19 protein-coding genes and 3 tRNA genes are annotated in these 19661 nt (G+C 63.5%); 15 read left to right on the top strand and 7 right to left on the bottom strand.

What is annotated here, in order from left to right:
• Both L610_RS14620 and L610_RS14625 read right to left on the bottom strand, forming a co-directional pair.
• The coding region (locus L610_RS14620) for a response regulator transcription factor (protein ID WP_144705962.1) at positions 1-367 on the bottom strand (367 nt) is incomplete at its 3' end.
• Positions 368-470: 103 nt separating this feature from the next.
• A complete protein-coding gene (locus L610_RS14625; RefSeq protein ID WP_024849752.1) occupies positions 471-812 on the bottom strand; it encodes a hypothetical protein in 342 nt (113 codons plus the stop codon).
• Positions 813-1059: 247 nt separating this feature from the next.
• Here L610_RS14625 and L610_RS14630 point away from each other — a divergent pair, with 247 nt between their 5' ends.
• The 11 genes from L610_RS14630 (at position 1060) to L610_RS14675 (ending at position 14053) form a co-directional block, all read left to right on the top strand.
• Positions 1060-1725 carry a sugar transferase gene (locus L610_RS14630; RefSeq protein ID WP_256366554.1) on the top strand — a complete coding sequence of 222 codons (666 nt, stop codon included), beginning with the start codon at positions 1060-1062 and terminating at the stop codon, positions 1723-1725.
• A gap of 116 nt (positions 1726-1841) precedes the next feature.
• Positions 1842-3254, top strand: a complete 1413-nt coding sequence (locus L610_RS14635; RefSeq protein ID WP_024849750.1) for a mannose-1-phosphate guanylyltransferase/mannose-6-phosphate isomerase — start codon at positions 1842-1844, stop codon at positions 3252-3254.
• A 57-nt stretch (positions 3255-3311) separates the two neighbouring features.
• Entirely contained in the window at positions 3312-4655 is a 1344-nt protein-coding gene (locus L610_RS14640) for a UDP-glucose/GDP-mannose dehydrogenase family protein (RefSeq protein ID WP_024849749.1), read from the top strand.
• Positions 4652-5662 carry an NAD-dependent epimerase/dehydratase family protein gene (locus L610_RS14645; RefSeq protein WP_144705964.1) on the top strand — a complete coding sequence of 337 codons (1011 nt, stop codon included), beginning with the start codon at positions 4652-4654 and terminating at the stop codon, positions 5660-5662. The genes L610_RS14640 and L610_RS14645 overlap by 4 nt, the downstream gene beginning before the upstream one ends.
• A gap of 46 nt (positions 5663-5708) precedes the next feature.
• Positions 5709-6767 (top strand): GDP-mannose 4,6-dehydratase, encoded by a 1059-nt coding sequence (gene gmd / locus L610_RS14650; RefSeq protein WP_144705966.1) that lies wholly within the window; start codon positions 5709-5711, stop codon positions 6765-6767.
• A 3-nt stretch (positions 6768-6770) separates the two neighbouring features.
• Positions 6771-7715, top strand: coding sequence for a GDP-L-fucose synthase (locus L610_RS14655; protein WP_144705968.1), 945 nt, complete (start codon positions 6771-6773; stop codon positions 7713-7715).
• Positions 7712-8974, top strand: a complete 1263-nt coding sequence (locus L610_RS14660) for a WcaI family glycosyltransferase (protein ID WP_144705970.1) — start codon at positions 7712-7714, stop codon at positions 8972-8974. The genes L610_RS14655 and L610_RS14660 overlap by 4 nt, the downstream gene beginning before the upstream one ends.
• 3 nt (positions 8975-8977) lie before the next feature.
• Positions 8978-10507, top strand: a complete 1530-nt coding sequence (locus L610_RS20250) for a hypothetical protein (RefSeq protein ID WP_024849744.1) — start codon at positions 8978-8980, stop codon at positions 10505-10507.
• Entirely contained in the window at positions 10507-11925 is a 1419-nt protein-coding gene (wzy, locus tag L610_RS14665) for an O-antigen polysaccharide polymerase Wzy (RefSeq protein WP_186441507.1), read from the top strand. The genes L610_RS20250 and wzy overlap by 1 nt, the downstream gene beginning before the upstream one ends.
• The gene (locus L610_RS14670) at positions 11925-12989 is read left to right on the top strand and encodes a glycosyltransferase (RefSeq protein WP_024849742.1); all 1065 of its coding nucleotides are present in this window, start codon (positions 11925-11927) and stop codon (positions 12987-12989) included. The genes wzy and L610_RS14670 overlap by 1 nt, the downstream gene beginning before the upstream one ends.
• Complete coding sequence (locus L610_RS14675; protein ID WP_144705976.1) at positions 12986-14053, top strand: glycosyltransferase family 4 protein; 1068 nt, start codon at positions 12986-12988, stop codon at positions 14051-14053. Before L610_RS14670 ends, L610_RS14675 begins: the two co-directional genes overlap by 4 nt.
• A gap of 40 nt (positions 14054-14093) precedes the next feature.
• Here L610_RS14675 and L610_RS14680 read toward each other — a convergent pair whose 3' ends face one another.
• The gene (locus L610_RS14680; RefSeq protein WP_144705977.1) at positions 14094-15488 is read right to left on the bottom strand and encodes a hypothetical protein; all 1395 of its coding nucleotides are present in this window, start codon (positions 15486-15488) and stop codon (positions 14094-14096) included.
• Positions 15489-15681: 193 nt separating this feature from the next.
• Complete coding sequence (locus L610_RS14685) at positions 15682-15942, bottom strand: hypothetical protein (RefSeq protein WP_144705978.1); 261 nt, start codon at positions 15940-15942, stop codon at positions 15682-15684.
• Between the two features lie 264 nt (positions 15943-16206).
• Here L610_RS14685 and L610_RS14690 point away from each other — a divergent pair, with 264 nt between their 5' ends.
• Both L610_RS14690 and L610_RS14695 read left to right on the top strand, forming a co-directional pair.
• A complete protein-coding gene (locus L610_RS14690; protein ID WP_024849738.1) occupies positions 16207-16782 on the top strand; it encodes a DoxX family protein in 576 nt (191 codons plus the stop codon).
• A gap of 246 nt (positions 16783-17028) precedes the next feature.
• Entirely contained in the window at positions 17029-17352 is a 324-nt protein-coding gene (locus L610_RS14695) for a cytochrome c (RefSeq protein WP_024849737.1), read from the top strand.
• A gap of 244 nt (positions 17353-17596) precedes the next feature.
• Here the strand turns inward: L610_RS14695 and L610_RS14700 are convergent.
• A tRNA-Val gene (locus L610_RS14700) sits at positions 17597-17672 on the bottom strand.
• A 223-nt stretch (positions 17673-17895) separates the two neighbouring features.
• On the opposite strand from L610_RS14700, the gene L610_RS14705 reads away from it, so the two are divergent.
• Both L610_RS14705 and L610_RS14710 read left to right on the top strand, forming a co-directional pair.
• Positions 17896-17972 (top strand) — tRNA-Asp (locus tag L610_RS14705).
• 180 nt (positions 17973-18152) lie between these two features.
• Positions 18153-18229: transfer RNA gene (locus tag L610_RS14710), tRNA-Asp, on the top strand.
• Positions 18230-18268: 39 nt separating this feature from the next.
• Here the strand turns inward: L610_RS14710 and L610_RS14715 are convergent.
• Positions 18269-19360 (bottom strand): hypothetical protein, encoded by a 1092-nt coding sequence (locus L610_RS14715; protein ID WP_144705979.1) that lies wholly within the window; start codon positions 19358-19360, stop codon positions 18269-18271.
• Positions 19361-19471: 111 nt separating this feature from the next.
• The coding region (locus L610_RS14720; protein WP_024849735.1) for a transposase at positions 19472-19661 on the bottom strand (190 nt) is incomplete at its 5' end.

Here is a 19661-nt window from a genome sequence, read left to right on the forward strand (position 1 = left end):
CTGCCAGTTCCTCGACGTCTACAGGTTTCGTGAGATACGCGTCAGCGCCGGCTTTTAGTCCTTTGACGCGGTCCTCTACCGAAGCGCGGGTTGTCGCGAAGATGACACCTACCGATCCTCCGGAATGCAGGTGCGACGCGACGGCCAGTCCGTCCTCGCCGGGCAAGTCCATTTCCAGGATGACAATGTCAGCGGGTGCTGCGGCTATGGCGCGATAGAGCGCGGCGGCGCTCGGAAATCCGGCGACTTGCAGCCCGAGCCGAGACAGGCCAACAACCATTTCTTCCCGCGAAGTCGCATCTCCGTCGACAAGATAGACCAGCCGCGGAACGACGAATTCGCCATAGTGTGACGTTGCGTCGTTCATCCCCGGGACTCAAACGCAAGATCACCCCCGCGTGAAATTAAGCATCTTCATCTGGTCGTTGCAAACCCACACGGCGCCCCACCGTGCGCCCCGCTAGACGTTGCTAGATCTGGAGCCCTGCGCGGAACTGCGCCGCCTTCTCCTCCAGCTCCTGCAGGAAGGTCTTCTGGGTGCCAAGAGCGGAGACGCGATGCTGGTAGCGGCGCATGCGCTCGCCGAGCTGATCAGCGGTGGCGGAGAGTTCCTCGCCGTCGCCGTTTTCGAATGCGTCGAGTGCGAATGCGGCAGCGTCCTGGGCCTCTTTGTAGCGCCGGCGAAGGCCCGCACTCTCGCTTTCGACCTCGGCCTGCAGCAGCCGCAGCAGCGCCGTCAGCCTTTCCAGGCGTGCGAGATCGGTGTTGCGGTCGCGTTCCGGATTGCGTGTCTGGATCCCGGCGATGCTCATCTCGATCCTTTCGGCAAAGTCAGGGGCTTCTTTCGTGGCGCTGCAGTATGCGTCTGATCTAAAAGTAGAAATTTCACTTGTACTACCTTCTACATCCTATGCGTAAAGCAACTCTTGCGGCGGTTGTAAAAATTACTGGAAAGTAAATTAATCTGTGTTAATTTAGGAAACGGTTAATTGCTTCATACAGCGTGTCGGGTTTGCGGGCCACGGCGATCTGATCGGTCGCGGGGTGGCGGGGGTGAACATGCGTAGTGTGACTGCGAGTAGCGGGCCGCGACCGGCCTTTGGCCGAGAGACATCGGGACGGGGTGGCATCGGCGGACAAACAACGTCCCAGTCCGGCTTGCCCCTGAGTCGGGCGGCGGGGCGGCCATTCGTTCTGCAGCGAACACGGACGCTTTTTGCTCGGCTGGTCGCCAAGCGACTGATCGACATCATCGTGAGTGTCGTGGCGCTGGTCCTGTTGTCGCCCCTGCTGCTCTGCATCGCGGCGACGATCCGCCTTGGCGACGGCGGCAGCATCCTGTTTCGCCAGCAACGCGAGGGGCTGAACGGCCAGCTTTTCTGGCTTCTGAAATTCCGGACATGGCGGGAAGATGGTTGTGACGCCACCGGCATCAGCCAGCCGTCGGACGGTGATCCGCGGCTGACGCCGATCGGACGCTTCCTCAGGCGCACCAGCCTCGACGAGTTGCCGCAGCTCCTCAACGTGCTTCGCGGCGAGATGTCTCTCGTCGGGCCGCGGCCGCATGTGCCGGGCATGCGTGCCGGCGGGACGAGCTACCGGCAGTTGGTCCCGTATTACGCGCAGCGGCTGCAGATGAAGCCGGGCCTCACCGGATGGGCGCAGGTCAATGGCTTGCGCGGGCCGACGGGCGACCCTTGGCTGGCGCGCGGGCGCATCGACTAGGACCTTGCCTACATCGAGAATTTCTCGCTGCGGCTCGACTTGAAGATCCTGACGAAGACGGTGTTCGGCGGGTTCCTGATGCGTCCGGAACGGATGAGGACGGGGAGGGCGCGCCAATGATCGTCCCGGTGATCCTTTCCGGTGGTGCCGGTTCGCGGCTGTGGCCGGTCTCGCGCCGCAACTTCCCAAAGCCCTTCATCACATTGCCGCAGGGTGACACGCTGATCCGACGGACCTATCGCCGGGCTGTAACGCTGGCAGACAACGGCTGCATCGTGACGGTCACGCATCGGGATCTCGCACATCTCAGCGTCGGGGAGTACGAGGCGGCGGATTGTGCGGCTACCCACAATACCCTGCTTCTCGAGGCCGAGGGGCGTGAGACGGCGGCAGCCGTCGCACTCGCTGCGCTGCATGTTGCGAAGGTCCATGGCGACGATGCCGTCTTGGTGGTCTTGCCTGCGGACCAGCTCGTAACGGACGAGGAAGCGCTGCGACAGGCTGTGCAGGAGGCGGCGCGGCTTGCTGCAGCAGGGCGCATCGTCACCTTCGGCATCCGGCCAACGCGGCCGGAGACCGGCTTTGGTTATGTGATGGTTGCCGATGACGGCAAGGTGAGCTTCTCGGAAAAGCCTGACATCGCGTCGGCGCGAACGCTGATTGAAACCGGGCGTGCGTACTGGAACTCTGGCATGTTCTGCTTTGCGGCCGCGACCATGATTCGCGAGCTGGAGCGCTGGTGCCCCGAGGTTTTGGCGGGCGCGCGGGAAGCCCTCGCCTCGGCGAGATCAACGACCGCGCCGGGTGGCCTGAGGATCGATCTCGCCAAGGCGCCGTTCGCCGCCACGCCCGCGATCGCGATTGACTATGCGGTGATGGAAAAGACCGACCGTCTGGCGCTGGTGCCATGTGACTGCGGCTGGTCCGATGTCGGATCCTGGACCGCCATGTCAGATCTGGTGGAGCCTGACGGCTGGGGCAATCGGCTGGTCGGCACCATCGCGCAGGAAGGGGCCCGCAACTGCTTCGTCCAGGGCAGCGACCGCGTCGTCGGGCTGGTCGGGGTCGAGGACCTGGTGGTCGTCGACACGCCGGACGCGCTGCTCGTCGCCCATCGCGATCGGGCACAGGATGTGCGCTCCGTGTTTGCACGATTGAAAGGCGAAGGCCACGCGGCCGCCGAGCTGCATCGCCGGGTGGTCCGCCCGTGGGGTACGTACACCGTGCTCGAGGAGGGACCGCACTACAAGATCAAGCGGATCGACGTGAAACCGGGGGCTGCGCTCAGCCTGCAGGCGCACCGCCACCGTTCCGAACACTGGGTGGTTGTGTCCGGCGTTGCACGAGTCATTAACGGTGACCGCGAGATTTGCCTGACGCCACGTCAGTCTACGTATATCTACAGCGGAAACCGTCATCGTCTCGCCAATCCGGGACCGGTTCCACTGGTTCTGATCGAAGTCCAGCTGGGGGACTATCTGGGGGAAGACGACATCGTCCGGTTCGACGATGCGTACGGGCGGGTGTGACGTGCGGGTCGGGGGACATCGTAGCAACGGGCAGTTTTCCCTGGGAGAGAAAGAGTAATGCGTATCTCAATCTTGGGATCGGGCTATGTCGGGCTGGTGAGTGGCGCCTGCTTTGCCGATTTCGGTCATTTCGTCACCTGCGTAGATCTCGACGAGGCAAAGATCGAGCGCCTGAAGAACGGCGAGATTCCCATCTACGAGCCAGGCCTCGACGCGCTCGTCGCCCAAAATTCCGAAGCCGGGCGGCTGAAGTTTTCGACCGACGTGGCCTCGGCAGTCGCCGACGCCGAAGTCGTCTTCATCGCCGTCGGCACGCCGTCCCGCCGCGGCGATGGCCACGCCGATTTGGCATACGTGGCAAGTGCCGCTGAAATGATCGGCCGCGCGATGAAGGGCTTTACCGTCGTCGTCACCAAGTCGACCGTTCCGGTCGGAACCGGCGACGAGGTCGAGCGCATCATTCGCAAGGTCAACCCGGCTGCCGATTTTGCAGTGGTCTCCAACCCCGAGTTCCTGCGCGAGGGTGCTGCGATCGAGGATTTCAAGCGGCCTGACCGCATCATCGTCGGCATCGAGGACGAACGCGCGCGCCAGGTGATGGAGAGCGTATATCGTCCGCTCTACCTCAACCAAGGCCCGGTCATGTTCACCGGCCGGCGCACCGCCGAGCTCATCAAGTACGCGGCGAACGCGTTCCTGGCGATGAAGATCACCTTCATCAACGAGATTGCCGACCTCTGCGAAAAGGTTGGCGCGGATGTGCAGGCGGTGGCGCGTGGCATCGGCCTCGACAAGCGCATCGGCTCGAAATTCCTGCATGCCGGCCCGGGCTATGGCGGCAGCTGTTTTCCAAAGGACACGCTGGCGCTGCTCAAGACCGGGCAGGACTATGACGTTCCGCTCCGCCTCGTGGAGGCGACCGTATCGGTCAACGACAACCGCAAGCGCGCCATGGGTCGCAAGGTGATCGCGGCCTGCGGCGGCAATGTCCGGGACCGCACCATCGGTATCCTTGGCCTCACCTTCAAGCCGAACACCGACGACATGCGCGATGCGCCGTCGCTCGCGATCATCCAGACGCTGCTCGACCATGGCGCGCGGGTGCGCGCCTACGACCCTGAGGGCATGGAGGCTGCGAAGACGATGATCGAGGGCGTCGAGTTTGGCCGGGACGCTTACGACGTCGCGGCTGGTGCCGACTGCCTGGTGATCGTCACCGAGTGGAATCAGTTCCGCTCGCTCGATCTGGCGCGGATCGCCTCGACCATGAACACGCCGCGGCTGGTCGACCTGCGCAACATCTACCGGCCGGATGAGGCGCTCCGCGCAGGCCTGCACTACACCAGCGTCGGCCGCCGCCACGACGATATCGCCGTACCGCACAGGGAAGCTGCCGAATGAAGTTTCTCGTCACAGGATCGGCTGGTTTCATCGGGTTTCACCTGACCCGCCGGCTCCTGGGCGAGAGGCACGAGGTGCTCGGCTTCGACGGGATGACGCCGTACTACGACGTCTCACTCAAGCAGGCGCGCAATGCGATCCTGTGCGAAAGCCAGAACTACCGCTTCGTCGAGGCGATGCTGGAGGACAAGGCAGCACTCGACGAGGCGTACGAAAGCTTCCAGCCTGAGGTGGTGGTGCATCTCGCCGCGCAGGCGGGTGTGCGCTACGGGCTGGAGCATCCGGACCTCTATATCTCTGCAAACGTCGTCGGTACGTTCAACCTGCTCGAGGCCGCGCGCGCGCATCAGCCTCGGCATCTGCTCATTGCCTCTACGTCTTCGGTCTATGGCGGCAATGAAGAGGTTCCGTTTGCCGAGGCCGAGCGAACCGACTTTCCGGTCTCGCTCTACGCCGCCACCAAGAAGGCGTGCGAGGCGATGAGCCATTCCTACGCTCATCTGTGGAAGATCCCGACGACCTGCTTCCGCTTCTTCACCGTCTACGGGTCGTGGGGCCGGCCCGACATGGCGCTCTACAAGTTCGTCGATCTCATCGAGCGCGGCGAACCGATCGAGATCTACGGCATGGGCCGCATGCGCCGCGCCGCGACATTTGTCGGCGATCTCGTCGAGGGAATTTTGCGGCTTGCCGACGCCGTGCCGGAGGAGGGCAAGCCGGTTGCAGTGCCGAATGGCCGCGATTCCCTCTCGACAGTTGCGCCCTGGCGCGCGGTGAACATCGGTGGAGGCGAGCCGGTACCGCTGCTCGAATTCGTCGAGACCATCGAGCGCCACCTCGGCAAAGATGCACAGAAGATCATGCTGCCGATGCAGAAGGGTGACGTGGTCGAGACCTATGCTGACCCGGCGCTGCTTCAGGCGCTGACGGGTTACGTTCCGAAGACAACGATCGACGAAACGGTGCGCGAGTTCGTCGAGTGGTTCAGGGAGTACAGGCGCACCTAGACTGACAGCATACGCATGCTCGGGGATCGTGCGGACGGGGGAGTTCGTGTCTAGGACTGCGTTGATAACCGGAGTGACTGGTCAGGACGGGGCGTTGCTCGCCCGCCTCCTGCTCGACAAGGGCTATGTGGTGCACGGTCTGCGCCGCCGCGCCTCAACCCGAAACACCAGTCGCATCGAGGCGCTGCTCGCCGCCTATGAAGCCGAAGACCGCTTCGTCCTCCACTATGGCGATATGACGGATGCGACGAACCTCATCCGCATCGTCACCGAATGCCGCCCGGACGAGATCTACAATCTCGCTGCGCAGAGCCACGTCCACGTCTCCTTCGACACGCCGGAGTATACGGCCAATGCGGATGCGCTGGGTGCGCTGAGACTGTTGGAGGCAATCCGGATTCTCGGTCTCGAAAAGAAATGCCGGTTCTACCAGGCATCGACCTCAGAGCTTTATGGCGATGCCACTGAAATCCCGCAGCGCGAGACGACGCCGTTTCGCCCGCGCTCTCCTTACGCGGCCGCAAAACTCTACGCCTACTGGACGGTAGTGAACTATCGCGAGGCCTATGGCCTGCACGCATCGAACGGCATCCTGTTCAATCACGAAAGCCCGCTGCGCGAGGAAACCTTCGTCTCGCGCAAGATCACGCTGGCGGCTGCGGCAATCAGCAAGGGCAGGCAGGAGCGGCTGCAGCTAGGAAATCTCGATGCGCGACGCGACTGGGGACACGCGCGCGACTACGTCCAGGGCATGTGGCTGATGCTGCAGCAGGACGATCCGGGCGACTACGTGCTCGCAACCGGTGTTGCGGCGACGGTGCGGGAATTCGCGACGCTTGCCTTCGCCGAGGCCGGCATCGATCTCGAATGGTGGGGCGAGGGGCTCAACGAGAAGGCCTATGACCGGGCCTCCGGTGCCTGCCGCATCGCGGTTGATCCGCGCTGCTTCAGGCCGACGGAGGTCGACATCGTCGTCGGCGATGCCAGCAAGGCAAGACAGCAACTTGGCTGGGAGCACCGGACCGGCCTGCACGATCTCATCCGTGAGATGGTGCAGGCTGACATCGCTCTGGTGGGCGGCGCGCCAGCCGCGCGGTGGAGCTGAGCGATGCATACGCTGGGCAGACGTATCTGGGTGGCTGGTCATCGCGGAATGGTCGGCAGTGCGATCGTCCGGCGGCTGGCGACGGAGGATTGCGAGATCCTGTCCGTCGGCCGCGAACAGCTCGACCTCCGCCGTCAGCGCGAGGTGGAGGGTTTTATCGCTGGCGCGCGGCCGGACATTATCGTCGTCGCAGCCGGAACTGTCGGCGGCATAGCCGCGAATGCCAGCCGCCCCGCCGACTTCATCAACGACAATCTGCTGATCGCCACGAATATCATCACAGCCGCACATGCGGCTGCGGTTCCGCGGCTGCTTTATCTCTCTTCGAGCTGCGGCTACCCCAAGTTTGCCGAACAGCCGATCCGGGAAGAGGCTCTTCTTTCCGGCTCGCTCGAGCCGACCAACGAGGCATACGCGATCGCTAAGATCGCTGGCGTACAACTTGCCCAAGCCTATCGGCACCAGCATGGCCGCGACTATTTCGCCGCAACTCCGACCAACCTTTACGGACCTGGCGACTGCTTTCACCCGGAGCGCAGCCATGTGCTCGGCGCCCTGATCGCCAAGGCGCATGAAGCGCGAATATCTGGTGCACCCGAACTGGTACTTTGGGGCAGTGGCACGCCGCTGCGCGAGTTCATGTATGTCGATCACTGCGCCGACGCGCTCGTCCACCTGCTAAAGCACAATCGCGAGCATGCGGTGGTCAATGTCGGCACCGGCGAGGAGGTATCGATCCTCGAACTGGCGCGGATGGTCTGCGACATCGTCGGATATTGCGGCAGGATCACCAATGATCTCGCCCGGCCAGACGGTACTCCGCGCAAGCTGCTGGACTGCAGCCGTTTGCGCGGGATGGGGTGGAAACCCCGCATCGGCCTCCGCGACGGCATCGCTGCGACCTATCGCTGGTATCTGCAGCATCACGCCGGGGAGGAGGCTGCATGAAGCTTCTTGTCCTTGCCCTCAACTACGCGCCCGAGCCGGTGGGTGCCGGCCGCTATACTTCCGACATGGCGCGCTGGCTCGCCAAGGCTGGCCACGAGGTCACGGTCGTTTGCGCGCAGCCATACTATCCGCAGTGGCGCATCGCCCCCGGCTTCCGGCAGCGCTATTCGGCGTCGATCGAAGACGGCGTGCGTGTGATCCGTTGCCCGCTCTACGTGCCGAAGAATCCGAGCGGCAGCCGCCGCATGGTCCATTATGTCAGCTTTGCCCTCAGCGTGGTGGCTCCGACGCTGTTTATGGCATTGCGGATGCGGCCGGACATTGTCTTCACCACCGCGCCATCGTTGATCGCGGCGCCTGTGGCGCGCCTTGCCGCGCTGATCTCCGGCGCGCGAAGCTGGCTGCACGTGCATGACCTCGAGGTCGATGCCGCCTTTGCCACCGGCCTGCTGCATGGCTCGGGCCTCCTTGCGCGGGTGGCAAAGCGGTTCGAGAAACTGGTTATCGGCTCGTYCGACCGGGTCAGCTCGGTCTCACGGCCGATGTGCCAGCGTACCTGCGCGATCGGTGCTCCGCCTGAACGGCTGGTCGAGTTTCCGAACGGCATCGACATTGAAGCGGTGAGGCCATTGGCACGACCGTCTTTCTACCGTGATCGATGGAAGATCGGGACGCCGCACGTCGCGCTCTATTCCGGCAACATCGCCAAGAAGCAGGGGCTGGAGATCGTGCTGCAGGCCGCGCGGCGGCTGCGGCATCGGACTGACCTCACCTTCGTCATCTGCGGCAACGGGCCGAGCAGGGCTGCGCTGGAGCGGCTGGCGGCGGATATGCCGAACCTCGTATTTCGTGACCTGCAGCCAGAGGCTGAGCTTGGCGAACTGCTCGGCCTAGCGAGGATCCACCTGTTGCCTCAACTGGCCGCCGCCGCCGACCTCGTCCTGCCGTCGAAGCTCGGCAACATGCTGGCGTCTGGCAGGCCGATTGTCGCGACAGTTGCGCCGGGCACCGGCATCGCGCTGGAGATCGAAGGCTGCGGCCTTGCCACCCCACCGGGCGACGCCACCGCGCTGGCCGATGCTCTCGAGCGGCTCATCGATGATCCCACCCTTCATGCCCGCATGTCGGTCGCCGCGCGAAGGCGTGCCGAGCAAAACTGGTCGCGCGAACAGATCCTGTCGCGACAGCTTGCCGAGTTCGATAAGCTTTTGGGGCAGGGCGCGGCGAAGGAAGCGCCGGTCCCGGCGGCAGCGGAGTGAGCCATGAACGCGCGCGCCGAAGTAGCGGAAATCGCCACTGCTCCCCGCGCGCGAAACGTGGAAACTCGGCTCAACCTCGCCGCCAACTATCTCAACTTCATCGTCGCCGCCCTCGCGGGGCTGATCATCAATCCACTGTTGCTGGGAGCTCTCGGCACCAGCGGCTTCGGCATATGGAAGGCGTCTCAGCGGATCGTCGAGCTCGTCCTTTCCTGTGACGGCGGCCCGCCGCAGGCGCTGAAATGGCTGGTCGCGAACTGCCGTGGCGATGGTGCCGAGAAACGGCGGCTCGTGGGCGCCGCGCTGCGGGTCTGGTTGCATTGGCTCCCGCCGGTGGTTGTACTGTCGGCGGTCCTTGCCTGGTTGCTTCCGCCCATCATCGAAGATGGGGATGCCGGCGGCGCAGAGCTTACTGCGCTCTGCCTCATCCTTTGTGCAAGTTCCATTCTCGTAGGGATCGCTGCCCTCCCGGCGGCGGCTCTCGTCGGCGAGAACAAGTCCTGGCTAGCAGTCAGTGTGACGACCGCATCGGTCATCCTCTCCAGCACAGCCGTCATTGCCGCCGCACAGGCCGGGCTCAGCCTGATCGGCATGGCAGGTGCAGCCCTCGCCGTGACCTTGCTTCAGCTCGTTGCCACGATCCTTGCTGCCCGCTGGCGCCTGCCGTGGTGGGGCGTTGCGCAATCAATCAGCACCGAAGCGCGCCATGTTGCGAGGCTCGGAGCCGCGACGCTGGTCTGGTCATACGTCCAGAAGCTGCTGCTATCGAGCGAACTGCTTCTCGTCAGCGTGCTGGTCGGTGCAGGGGCGGTCAGCCAGTACGTCTTCACCGGCTTTGCGGCGCAGTTCGTTCCTCAGCTCATATTGCTGACCACCAGTGCCTTCATGCCACGACTCGGGCGGGCGCTTGCGCGCGGTGAGGGCGCAGAAGCGGCGCGTCTGATCCGGGCGACCGGGGAGATAAACTTCGCGATAGTTGCCTTGTCCGGTGCGGCGATCCTCGCATTCAATGATGCTTTTGTCGGGCGATGGGCCGGAGAGGCGCAGTATTTGGGCAGCCTCGTGAACGCGCTGATCGTCGCCTCCGCGATCCAAATCGCACATCTGCGCTGGCATGCGCAGCTTCAGGATGCGGCTCTCGCCATGCGCGCCAGAAGCCGCCTCGCGCTTGTGGGCTCATGTGCCGGAATCGCGATGGCAACCATCGTCTGGTGGCTGAGCGGCAGCATCGCCGGAATGTTCGCGGGGCTCATCGCGGGACGGCTGTTCCTCTCGCTTCGGATCTCCCGGCTGTCGCGTCGTTCCATCGACGCTTCCGCTTGGATCATGATCGGCAACAAGGCGAAGTTGACAGCTGTCACCCTCGTTGCGGGACTTGTAGCCGGAGAATTTCTGCATGCCGCCCCGTATTACCTTGCGCTCGGAGCGGTTGTTGTTCCCGTACTTGCCGCCTTCAGCTGGTGGTTCATCTTGTCAGCCGATACGCGGGTTCTGGTCAGCGAGTTGTTCCCTTTTGCAAGGAGCGGCGGCTGATGGTTGCGTTCCGCCATATCTCGCCAGCGGTGGCGACGGTGTTCTTGTCCGTCATTGTGGGCCTCGTCGTTGCATTCTTCCTCGTCGCCGACGGCGAGGATACGGGTATCTCCGCTTCATGCCTCGCGATCTTCTACCTTCTGCTCCTTTCTGCCGTCTGGCGGCCGTTAGACATCGCGCCGCATGTGCCGAGCTTCGTGACGATCGAGCTGCTGTTCCTCATTTTTTGCTTCTTCGTCTACTACCTGTCGTACCAGCAGGCGTTGCTCGGCCTTGTCGATGCCGGCGCAAGCCGTTTCGTCCCGAAAACCTTTCCGGAGGAAGCGAGCCGCGCGATCCTGCTTTCGACGGCAGGTATCGTCGCGTTCTCGTTCGGATTCAGGTGGAAGCGGGCATATCTCGTCGGTCCTCCTCCTGTCGCCGACAACCGCAACATCGCCTTGCTGCCGCAGCTCGTCCTCGTCGGGCTCGTTGGGCTGATGTCGGTCTACCTTCTCGCCGGCTGGCGCGCTGAAGGCGAGGGCAGGTACACTGGCACGAGCTTCGGCGGTGTGCTGGCCGAGGGTGCTTCGTTGCTCGTCACCATGCTGTCGATGATGGCGCTGGCGCTCGTCGTTGCGCGACTGGCGCGGCGGGAGCGGCCGGGGTTCGCCGAATGGTGCTCGGCGCTGCTTGCCATCGTCTGGGGCGTGCGATTGCTCAGCTTGGGCGACCGTAACGCAGCGCTGCTGTTGCTGATCGTGCTGGGCGGCGGGCTCGCCACCTTTCGCTTCCGAATCGGTCGCCTGACGATCCTCGCAGCCCTGCTGCTGTCGCTGCATGTCTATGATCGGGTTGAGACGCTGCGCGGGGAGGACGAGTGGGGATTGGCGGACCTTGCCACTGTCAGCGACCACTCTGGCGAAACGAGCTTCAACATCAGCGCCATCACCGTTCGAGCCGCGCTGGCGACCGTGCCGGCGGAGGAGGGTTTTGCACTGGGACTCTATAAGCTCTATGGCTTTGCGGGCGTGGTGCCATTCGTGCGTGGGCTGGCGGTAGCCGGGCATGACCTGATTCTGACCAGTGCTGACTACCTGACGCGGGTGATGCTGCCGGCCAATGCAGGCTGGAATGTCGGCACGAGCCTGATTGCCGACATCTATGTCGACTTCGGCGTTTTCGGCGTGCCGATGGTGATGTTCCTGCTTGGCCGCACCGCTGGCTGGGCGCAGAACCGCGTCATCGCCGATCCGTTCTCGACGAGGAAGATCGTCACCTATCTCCTGACTCTGGCGCTGTTTGCCGAGCTGCCACGTTACGCGGCCGACTTCCCGGTGCGGATCCTCGTGTGGAGCTGCGCGCTCATGCTGCTCGCTCGCTGGATGGCGCCACAGCCGATCCCGCACCCGGCGTATCAAACCGTCGGATCTGGCTGATGCGCATCTGCTTCATCATCCCCGGCTTCGGCGATGGCGGGGCGCAGAAGCAGTGTATTCTGCTCCTCAACGAGCTGCAGACGCGGGCTGGTCTAGACCTGCACCTCATCCGTTTCCACCCGGACGAAGTCCATGACGGGTTGCTTCGAACCGAGCGTCTGGCCGTCCATACGATCCCGGCCCGCTCCAACTGGAACCCGGCCAACATCTTTCGCGCATGGCGCCTCGTCAGGCGTCTCCGGCCGCACATTCTTGTTTCGTGGCTGCCAGCTTGCGACATCTACGCCTTCGCGATCCGCAAGCTCTTGCCGCATATCCGCTGGGTGATGACGGAGCGCGATTCGTTCTATCCGCCCGACCTGCGCTTTTTGCTGCGGCGCTTTGCAGGACGGCACGCAGACCTCATCGTCAGCAATTCGCGCGCCGGGGATGCGTTGTGGCAGCGCTGGGCGCCGCAGGTGCCGCGACATCTAGTCGGCAACATCGTCCCTAAGGTCCTGCTCGCGGCGCGTGGGCAGCCGAAGCGGTTCGATGTGATCCACGTCGGTCGTCTGGAGCCGCAGAAGAACGTACTCGTGGTCGCGCAGGCTTTCGCCCTGCTGGCGCGGCGGCGTCCGGAATTGCGCTTTGCTTTCGTAGGGAAGGGGAGCCTGCAGACTGAAGTGGCGAAGATAATTCAGGAGGGAGGAGTTGCCGACAGGTTCGAACTGGCCGGCTTCCGGCGCGATGTGCAGTCCTTCATCCGGGAAAGCCGGGTCGTTGTGACGATGAGCAACCACGAGGGGACTCCGAACGTGATGCTGGAAGCTGTTGCGGAGAATAGGCCGGTGCTGGCTTCGGCCATTCCAGAACACATTGATGTCCTTGGGCCGGACTATCCGCATCTCATCCGCGAGCGGCATGATCCGGAGTTAGTCGCGACGGGCATCGAGGCGATTCTGGGCGATCCGGAGGCGACGGATCATCTCGAGTCGGCGCGAGAGAGACTTACTGGCATGGCAGCCCAACAAATCGGGGACGCTTATTTCGCGATCTTCTCCGGACTTCTCCGAGTAACCGCATGATCCTCGTGATCGGCCCTCTGCCACCACCGGTGAACGGCGCCTCCTCGATGACGCTCGATGTCCTGCGCCTGCTCGAGAACGAGGGGCTGCAGGTCCGCGCCTTCACGACATCGCCCTCCGCCCATGGCGGGGTGGCCGGCTATCATCTGTCGCGCATCTGTCGCTACCTTCGCGCCTGCTGGAACGTCGCGATCTCCCCCAAGCCGCTCACCGTGTACCTGTCGCTCGCGGGCGGCTGGGGGCAGATCTACGACCTCCTGGTGGCGATCGTCGCCCGGTTGCGCGGGCTGACGATCCATTTCCACCACCACAACTTCACCTATTCCGACTGGCGGTTCCGTCTGTTTGCAATGATCGTCGCAGTCGCCGGAGAACGGCAGGTGCACCATGTGCTCTGCGAGCGGATGGGCGCGCTTCTGGCAGAGCGTTATCCGAGAATCCGCAATGTCAGGGTCGTCTCTAACGAGGCCTTCTGGCCGCCTCCCAGTCCTGTCGAGCTCCGGGATCGGCCGCTGCGTCGGATCGGCTTCATCGCCAACATCACCCGCAACAAAGGAATCTTTGGTTTTCTCGACATCGTCGCGGCGCTCCGCGCGCGCGGCTCGAACGTCGAAGCGCTGATCGCCGGCCCGGTCACCGAATGCAGCATCGAGCCGGAGTTGCGAAGGCGCGCCGAGGAACTCAGTGACGTGCGCATTCAAGGCCCGGTCTACGGTGCCGACCGGGACCGCTTTTTCGACGAAATCGACATGCTGGTATTTCCCACCGCATATCCGAATGAGGCGGAGCCGCTGGTCATCCTTGAGGCGCAGCGACGCGGTATTCCAGTTGCTGCCAGCAACCGCGGCTGCATCGCCGCTATAATCGATCCAGCCGACGGCATGCTGCTTGGCCGCGACGGCGGTGAATATGGCGAGCTGGTCGAGACGATCATCAGGCTTTCGCAGGATGTCGGGCAGATGCAGGCGCGGCGGCGGTCGGTGATGCTTGCTGTCGAGGCGAGGGCGACCCGCAACGCGCCCGCGCGGGAGGCATTTCTGCGCAGCATACGGGAGGAGGTTTAGGAGGCGGCGGAAACCGCCGCCTCCCCGGGGCGTGTCAGCCTTACCAGCCCTTGGCGTGGATGAAGCCTGCGATGGCGGACGCCATCAGGTCGGTCGCCGCCTCCGACAGGCGCAGGTTGCCACTTTCCGGATCCTCGAACATCACCTGGACCGGAACGCCGTTCGCGTCGAGTTCGAGATGATCGCGCCAGTCGAGCAGGTTCTGCGGGAAACGCACAGCAAGCGCATCGCGGGTCGCATCCGCGATGTCGAGTTCCGTCTCGCCTGCATCGACCAGCGCCGGAATCACCACGAAGCGGCGATGGCCGAGTTCGGCCACCGCTGCCCCGAGCGCGTCGCACCAGTCCTCCACCTCCGGCACCGATTGCGCCTCGGCAGCCGCCTGCCAGATGACGGTCGTCCGAGGGCGCAGATGGGCGTTGGCCGAGGCCCGAATCCTCTCGCCGATGTTCGCCGCGGTCGAGCCGTCCTCCGCCGTCGAGATCGTCGTGCGGCGGGCCACAGTTGCGATTGCTGCTGCAGCCGATGCTCCCGCGAGGACGGCGTCGCCCTCGCAGCGGATCAGGTTGCGGACGAGGCCATAAAACGTCTCCGCGCCGCCTTCGCCATAGACGGTGAGGCGGTGGATCTCGCCGCCCCAGCTTTCGCCGGCAAGGTTGCTCCCGAGCCGCATCACAGCGAGCCCCACCAGCACGCCGCTGTTGTGCGAGACGGTTACCCCGTCGTTGAGCTGCGCGAAGAAGGCTTCCTGCGCAAACCCCACCCGCACCACGATTGGCGCTCCCGGCTCGAGTTCGCCGAGGTTGAGCGACGCCTGGAGGTGTGTGGCTGCCCGCGACTCGACATGCAGTTCGCCGCCCGCCTGACAGACGATCTGGATCTCGTCGCCGGGATCCGCTGTCATCAGGTGGCCGCACGACCACAGCACCTGTCGAGTGGCGGTCGAGGCGGGCGCTTCAGCTACGATCTCGACCGTCAGCCCGCCGTCGCCCATGCCCTTCAGCGGCAGGCAGGGGCGGACGCTGACATTGCTTACGCGCGTTGACCCCGTGGGACCGCGGAAGGCGTAGAAGTGGGACGTGCCTGCGCGTGCCGAAAAAGTGTCGACATAGCTTCCGGGGCTGCGGGTGCCGCCGGCGGGGCCGGCAGCGGTTGCGGAGGTTCCGCCAATGCGGAAATTGCAGGTCGCGTCGCTGACAGTATAGGTCGCGCGGTAGGCACGGTGCTCGCTGGTTGCGAGCGGCTGGGTGATGCCGGCCCCGCCACCGCCAAGTCCGCTGCTGCCGTCCGACGTCAGCTGGGCCGCGGCTCCGACGCTTCCTGCAGAGGACGAACCGTTGAGCACCGGCGTCCAGCCTGCAAGGCCGGCTGCCGAGAACTCGCCGTTGGCGATCAGCTCGGGCGCTTTCGGTACGACGTAGGGGCCGAAAAGCACGCTGCCGCCTCCTTCGACGCCGCCAGCCGCAGCCAGAAAATCCGCCTGATCGGTTAAGGTCTTCCCACCGAAGCGGAAGCGATTCTCGCGAAAACGGCATCGAGAATCGCCCGCCGCGCCCACCAGGGCGTGCCGAGCGGCCGCGCGCCGCGGCCGGGCGAGATGCTGCCAAGATGCAGCCCCGTCGCGCCCATCAGCACAGCCCCACGATATAGGCGGCGGTGGAGGCTTCGAGCACCTTGCGCACCCGCAGCGGCAGGATCGTACCAGTCGGAACATCCTTGAAGATGAGGGCGGTGCCGTCGCTCATTTCAACGGCGAGGTCACCGCCGTCGCCGACATAGAGCGCACGGGTGATCGCCGGCAGGTKGTCGTCATCGGCCGGCGTGACGGTGAAGCCGGTGGCCGCCGGCGATTCGAGACCCGGAGAAAGCCTTGCGTAACTGTCCTGCATCCTGAGCTCCTTTCTGTTTGCTCGACGCCGGAACTGTAGGTTTGGGAGAGAGGAGGGGGATAAGTCGGTGGCGCTGCCTTGAGGTATCCCGTGCAGCTTCCGCCAAGTCGCGATTCGCCCCCGTCAAAGCAATTCCGCAACGCTTTGATCCACCTCAATTCTTCGTGTGCCGTCAAATTTTACCTAGCGGAAGATGCCGACCGGCTGACCTGCCGGAGAAGGTTTCGGGCGACAATCGCCCCCGCACGAGAGGAGAGAATTCTGATGCAAGAGATGACTTCGAGCCCGCGCGAGCGGCTGATCCTGCCGTTCATGGCGCCGTTCTATCACTGCTTCGCGCAGCCGGTCGGCTGGGCGATCTTCCGCGTGATCATTGGCGGGCTCCTGATGGTGGAAGGCTGGCCGAAGATCACCGCGCCGTTTGCGCAGGTGGGTTTTGTGGAGAACGTGCTGGGCTGGCCGGCGGGCTGGTTCTTCTCGCCGCTTCTGGCGGTGATGCAGTTCGTGGGTGGCGCGATGATCGTGCTCGGGCTCCTGACCCGCCCGATCGCGCTCGCCAATGCGGTGATGCTCGCCATCACCATCTGGTTCCACGTCACGCGCCCTTATGGCGACGCCTTCCTGACGCCTGAAGGCATCGAGTTCCTGAAGGCCAACACGGAGTACCTGACCGCGCAGGGCCAGGCACGTCTGCTGGCTGACGGTGGCCACGCCTTCCTGCACCAGGTGCAGAGCAAGGCCGAGTTCAACTCGACCTTCTGGGCCACGGGCGCTGCGCTGATCGCAGCCTTCGGCGGCGGCAAGATTTCGCTCGACCGGCTGATCGGCCGCGAATTTTGATCATGCGCCTCGGCGGCGAAGGTGAAGCCCTGCCGGCAAGGTGCCGGCGGGCTTTTCCGGTTTGTTCGCGAGGAGGAAGTTGTACCGGTGAGGCTGCAACTCGCGGCACGTGCCGGATTGTGCTGACTGAGCTTCGCGACCGGTTGCGGAGCGTGGTAGAGCCGAGATGACCGTGCATAGTCGGCACATCGTGAGTGTAGGAATTGCCCGGGGTGAGAATTGTGTCCCCGAAGCTGGAGAGGCAAGATGCGGAAGGTTTTGTTCCTGACCCCTGCGGTCGCTTTTTTGTTAGGTTTGGGCGCAGCCGCCGCTGTCGCGAACGAGATTGATGACGGCCGGGCCCTTGTTGAGGCCAACTGTGCCCGTTGCCATTCGATCGAACGCTCGGGCGACAGCCCACATCCCGATGCACCGCCCTTCCGCCAGCTCCACGAGCGTTATCCGCTTACGGCGTTGGAAGAGGCATTTGCCGAAGGTATTTCGACCGGCCATCCTGACATGCCGCAGTTCGTCGCCACGCCCGAACAGATCACAGAAATCCTTGCCTACATTCAGAGCCTGAGTAACTGAGCCGGGCACGGCATCCTCCGAAGCTTCACACGGCGCTCGATTCGGGAACATCACCGGAATACCGAGCGCCGCGAAACGTCCGCGGAACCGCGGGCATGCCCTGCTGATTCCGGTCTTGTAGCGGTCACGGCAATGGGAGGTGAGGCTCTCCCTCATCTCCGTAACCTGCGGTGAGGGCACGAGCCCTGCTTCTGCGTCCGCGAACGGCCGGTGTAGAATCTATGCGTGGATAGAGAGGCTGGAATGGTGGGCGATGAGAGACTCGAACTCCCGACATCCTCGGTGTAAACGAGGCGCTCTACCAACTGAGCTAATCGCCCTCAGGCGCGGACCTTTAAGGGCTCACGTCCTGTTCTGCAAGCGAAATTTAGCCGTGAACGCGCGTTGCGAAATGCTTCGTCGGGACGCGGAGAAGACGGTGTGAAAAAGAACTCGCGGAAAGTTGAAAATGCGGCGAGGCGCGCTTGACACAGGTCAGCGAACCGCCTAATTCAGCGCCCACAACGACACGCGGCGGCGCCATGCCGAAGCAACGTTGAATGCGCGGGTGTAGCTCAGTCGGTTAGAGTGCCGGCCTGTCACGCCGGAGGTCGCGGGTTCGAGCCCCGTCACTCGCGCCATTTTCTCTCCTTATCCAATCCATCTTCTCCTCATTTCGCCGCTTCCGTTATTCGTTTAAAATCCGAATGTTGGGGTTGTGGGGAAAGCGATCAACTGCGCTTGACACCGGAGCGCGAACCGCATAATTCAGCGCCAACAACGACGCGCCGCGGCGCACTGCCAAAGCGAACGTTGAATGCGCGGGTGTAGCTCAGTCGGTTAGAGTGCCGGCCTGTCACGCCGGAGGTCGCGGGTTCGAGCCCCGTCACTCGCGCCATTAAAATCAGGCGTTTAGCCTGACTGCCTCCCATAAGTTTCAACTTTTTCCTCCAACGAGTTTCAACTTTCTGATCTCGTTCTGTTCGGATTCCAGCTTCTTGCGCCCGATTCTGCGAGCTTCTTCTGCAGATCGAACGGCCGCAGTGCTGACCGGCATGTATGTCTTCTGCAGCGTTTTGTTCTGATCGATGCTGTTCCCCATCTTCGCGGCAATGTGCTCAACAGGTGCGCCGCCCGCGTTTGCCTCAACTGCACCTGTCCGTCGCATGTCCATCAGGCGACGCGTTTCATCCTTGCCGAACACAATCGTGCGAATCGTCCGAAAGTCAGTGGCAAGGGTGTTCTTTTCGTAGGGCACACCAATCCGCGGCCTGCCGCCTTTTTCGGTCGGCACGTGCCCCTTCGTCCTGAACATCGGCGCTGAGTCGTGTAGCTCGTAGTCCAGTTGGTTGAGATAGGTCTCGACCAGGCGGCGAGTCCGGCGTGAGAGTATCCCGTACGCGGCTTCGTTCGTCTTGCCGCGCCTAATAGCGAATCCCCAATCGTTGCCAATCAGAACGGCGTGGTCCGGAGTGAGGGTTCGAACGTCGATTGGCGAAAACGAGGTATCCCATGCAACTGCAATGATGCAGGCGAGGCCATGGTATCCCTCCCGCCATGCCGTCTTGACTAGCCGCACCGCTTCGCCCTCGGTCGAGGTTTCTGTTCGACCGGGAACGGCCGTCTTCCGGATTGCGAGCGACGGATCTTGCCCTGCGGGGCAAAGCTTCATCGCTGCCATGACGTTGTAGAGCGCGCGCCAGATCTTCATGGCGCGACCGGCTTCACCAATACCCTTCTTCTGGACAAGCCGAGCATACCAGCCGTCAAGCATCTCTAACGTGATGATGGATGGCGAGAGGTCGCCGAAGATTGGCTCGATATACGTCCAGCCGCCACGGTCGGCGACCTGGTCGAGCAAGAATTCGGCTGTGTCCTCGATTTCCTGCCGAGTGGCGGAGAGGCGCTCGGTGCATGCACCAATCGTATTTGGAAGCATTCCCAGGAGGCGCGGTGCCAGTTCTTGCAGTCGCGGAAGCGGAGTCTGAAGATGGCGAGCGCGGGCGATCATACGGTCTTCAATATGCATGTGTAGTATCCCCCACCATCGGCCAAAGTTCTTCAGGGACATAACGGGAGGATGATGTCCCGAGAGGTGGTGTAGCTTATGCGATCGCCGTGCCTTCCGGACTGTGCCGGATCAGCTTGCCGCAGCGGGCAGGCTGATGAGCGGATCATCGCTCATTGCGGCGATTGTCTCAAGAGACAGGTATCTGGATCGCTGGACCGCCCACTCATCATTTTGCTCGAGCAGCAACGCACCGACGAGGCGCACGATGGCATTGTCGTTTGGAAAGATGCCGACGACCTCGGTTCGCCGCTTGATTTCT

Origin of the sequence: Aminobacter sp. J44 (assembly GCF_007829415.1) — a bacterium.
Classification (GTDB): Bacteria; Pseudomonadota; Alphaproteobacteria; order Rhizobiales; family Rhizobiaceae; genus Aerobium.

What these genes read in the sequence shown, in the direction of transcription:
- L610_RS14625 (WP_024849752.1), bottom strand. Translation starts at nt 812, where the DNA reads ATGAGCATCGCCGGGATCCAGACACGCAATCCGGAACGCGACCGCAAC.
- L610_RS14630 (WP_256366554.1), top strand. Translation starts at nt 1,060, where the DNA reads ATGCGTAGTGTGACTGCGAGTAGCGGGCCGCGACCGGCCTTTGGCCGA.
- L610_RS14635 (WP_024849750.1), top strand. Translation starts at nt 1,842, where the DNA reads ATGATCGTCCCGGTGATCCTTTCCGGTGGTGCCGGTTCGCGGCTGTGG.
- L610_RS14640 (WP_024849749.1), top strand. Translation starts at nt 3,312, where the DNA reads ATGCGTATCTCAATCTTGGGATCGGGCTATGTCGGGCTGGTGAGTGGC.
- L610_RS14645 (WP_144705964.1), top strand. Translation starts at nt 4,652, where the DNA reads ATGAAGTTTCTCGTCACAGGATCGGCTGGTTTCATCGGGTTTCACCTG.
- L610_RS14655 (WP_144705968.1), top strand. Translation starts at nt 6,771, where the DNA reads ATGCATACGCTGGGCAGACGTATCTGGGTGGCTGGTCATCGCGGAATG.
- L610_RS20250 (WP_024849744.1), top strand. Translation starts at nt 8,978, where the DNA reads ATGAACGCGCGCGCCGAAGTAGCGGAAATCGCCACTGCTCCCCGCGCG.
- wzy (WP_186441507.1), top strand. Translation starts at nt 10,507, where the DNA reads ATGGTTGCGTTCCGCCATATCTCGCCAGCGGTGGCGACGGTGTTCTTG.
- L610_RS14670 (WP_024849742.1), top strand. Translation starts at nt 11,925, where the DNA reads ATGCGCATCTGCTTCATCATCCCCGGCTTCGGCGATGGCGGGGCGCAG.
- L610_RS14675 (WP_144705976.1), top strand. Translation starts at nt 12,986, where the DNA reads ATGATCCTCGTGATCGGCCCTCTGCCACCACCGGTGAACGGCGCCTCC.
- L610_RS14690 (WP_024849738.1), top strand. Translation starts at nt 16,207, where the DNA reads ATGCAAGAGATGACTTCGAGCCCGCGCGAGCGGCTGATCCTGCCGTTC.
- L610_RS14695 (WP_024849737.1), top strand. Translation starts at nt 17,029, where the DNA reads ATGCGGAAGGTTTTGTTCCTGACCCCTGCGGTCGCTTTTTTGTTAGGT.
- L610_RS14715 (WP_144705979.1), bottom strand. Translation starts at nt 19,360, where the DNA reads ATGCATATTGAAGACCGTATGATCGCCCGCGCTCGCCATCTTCAGACT.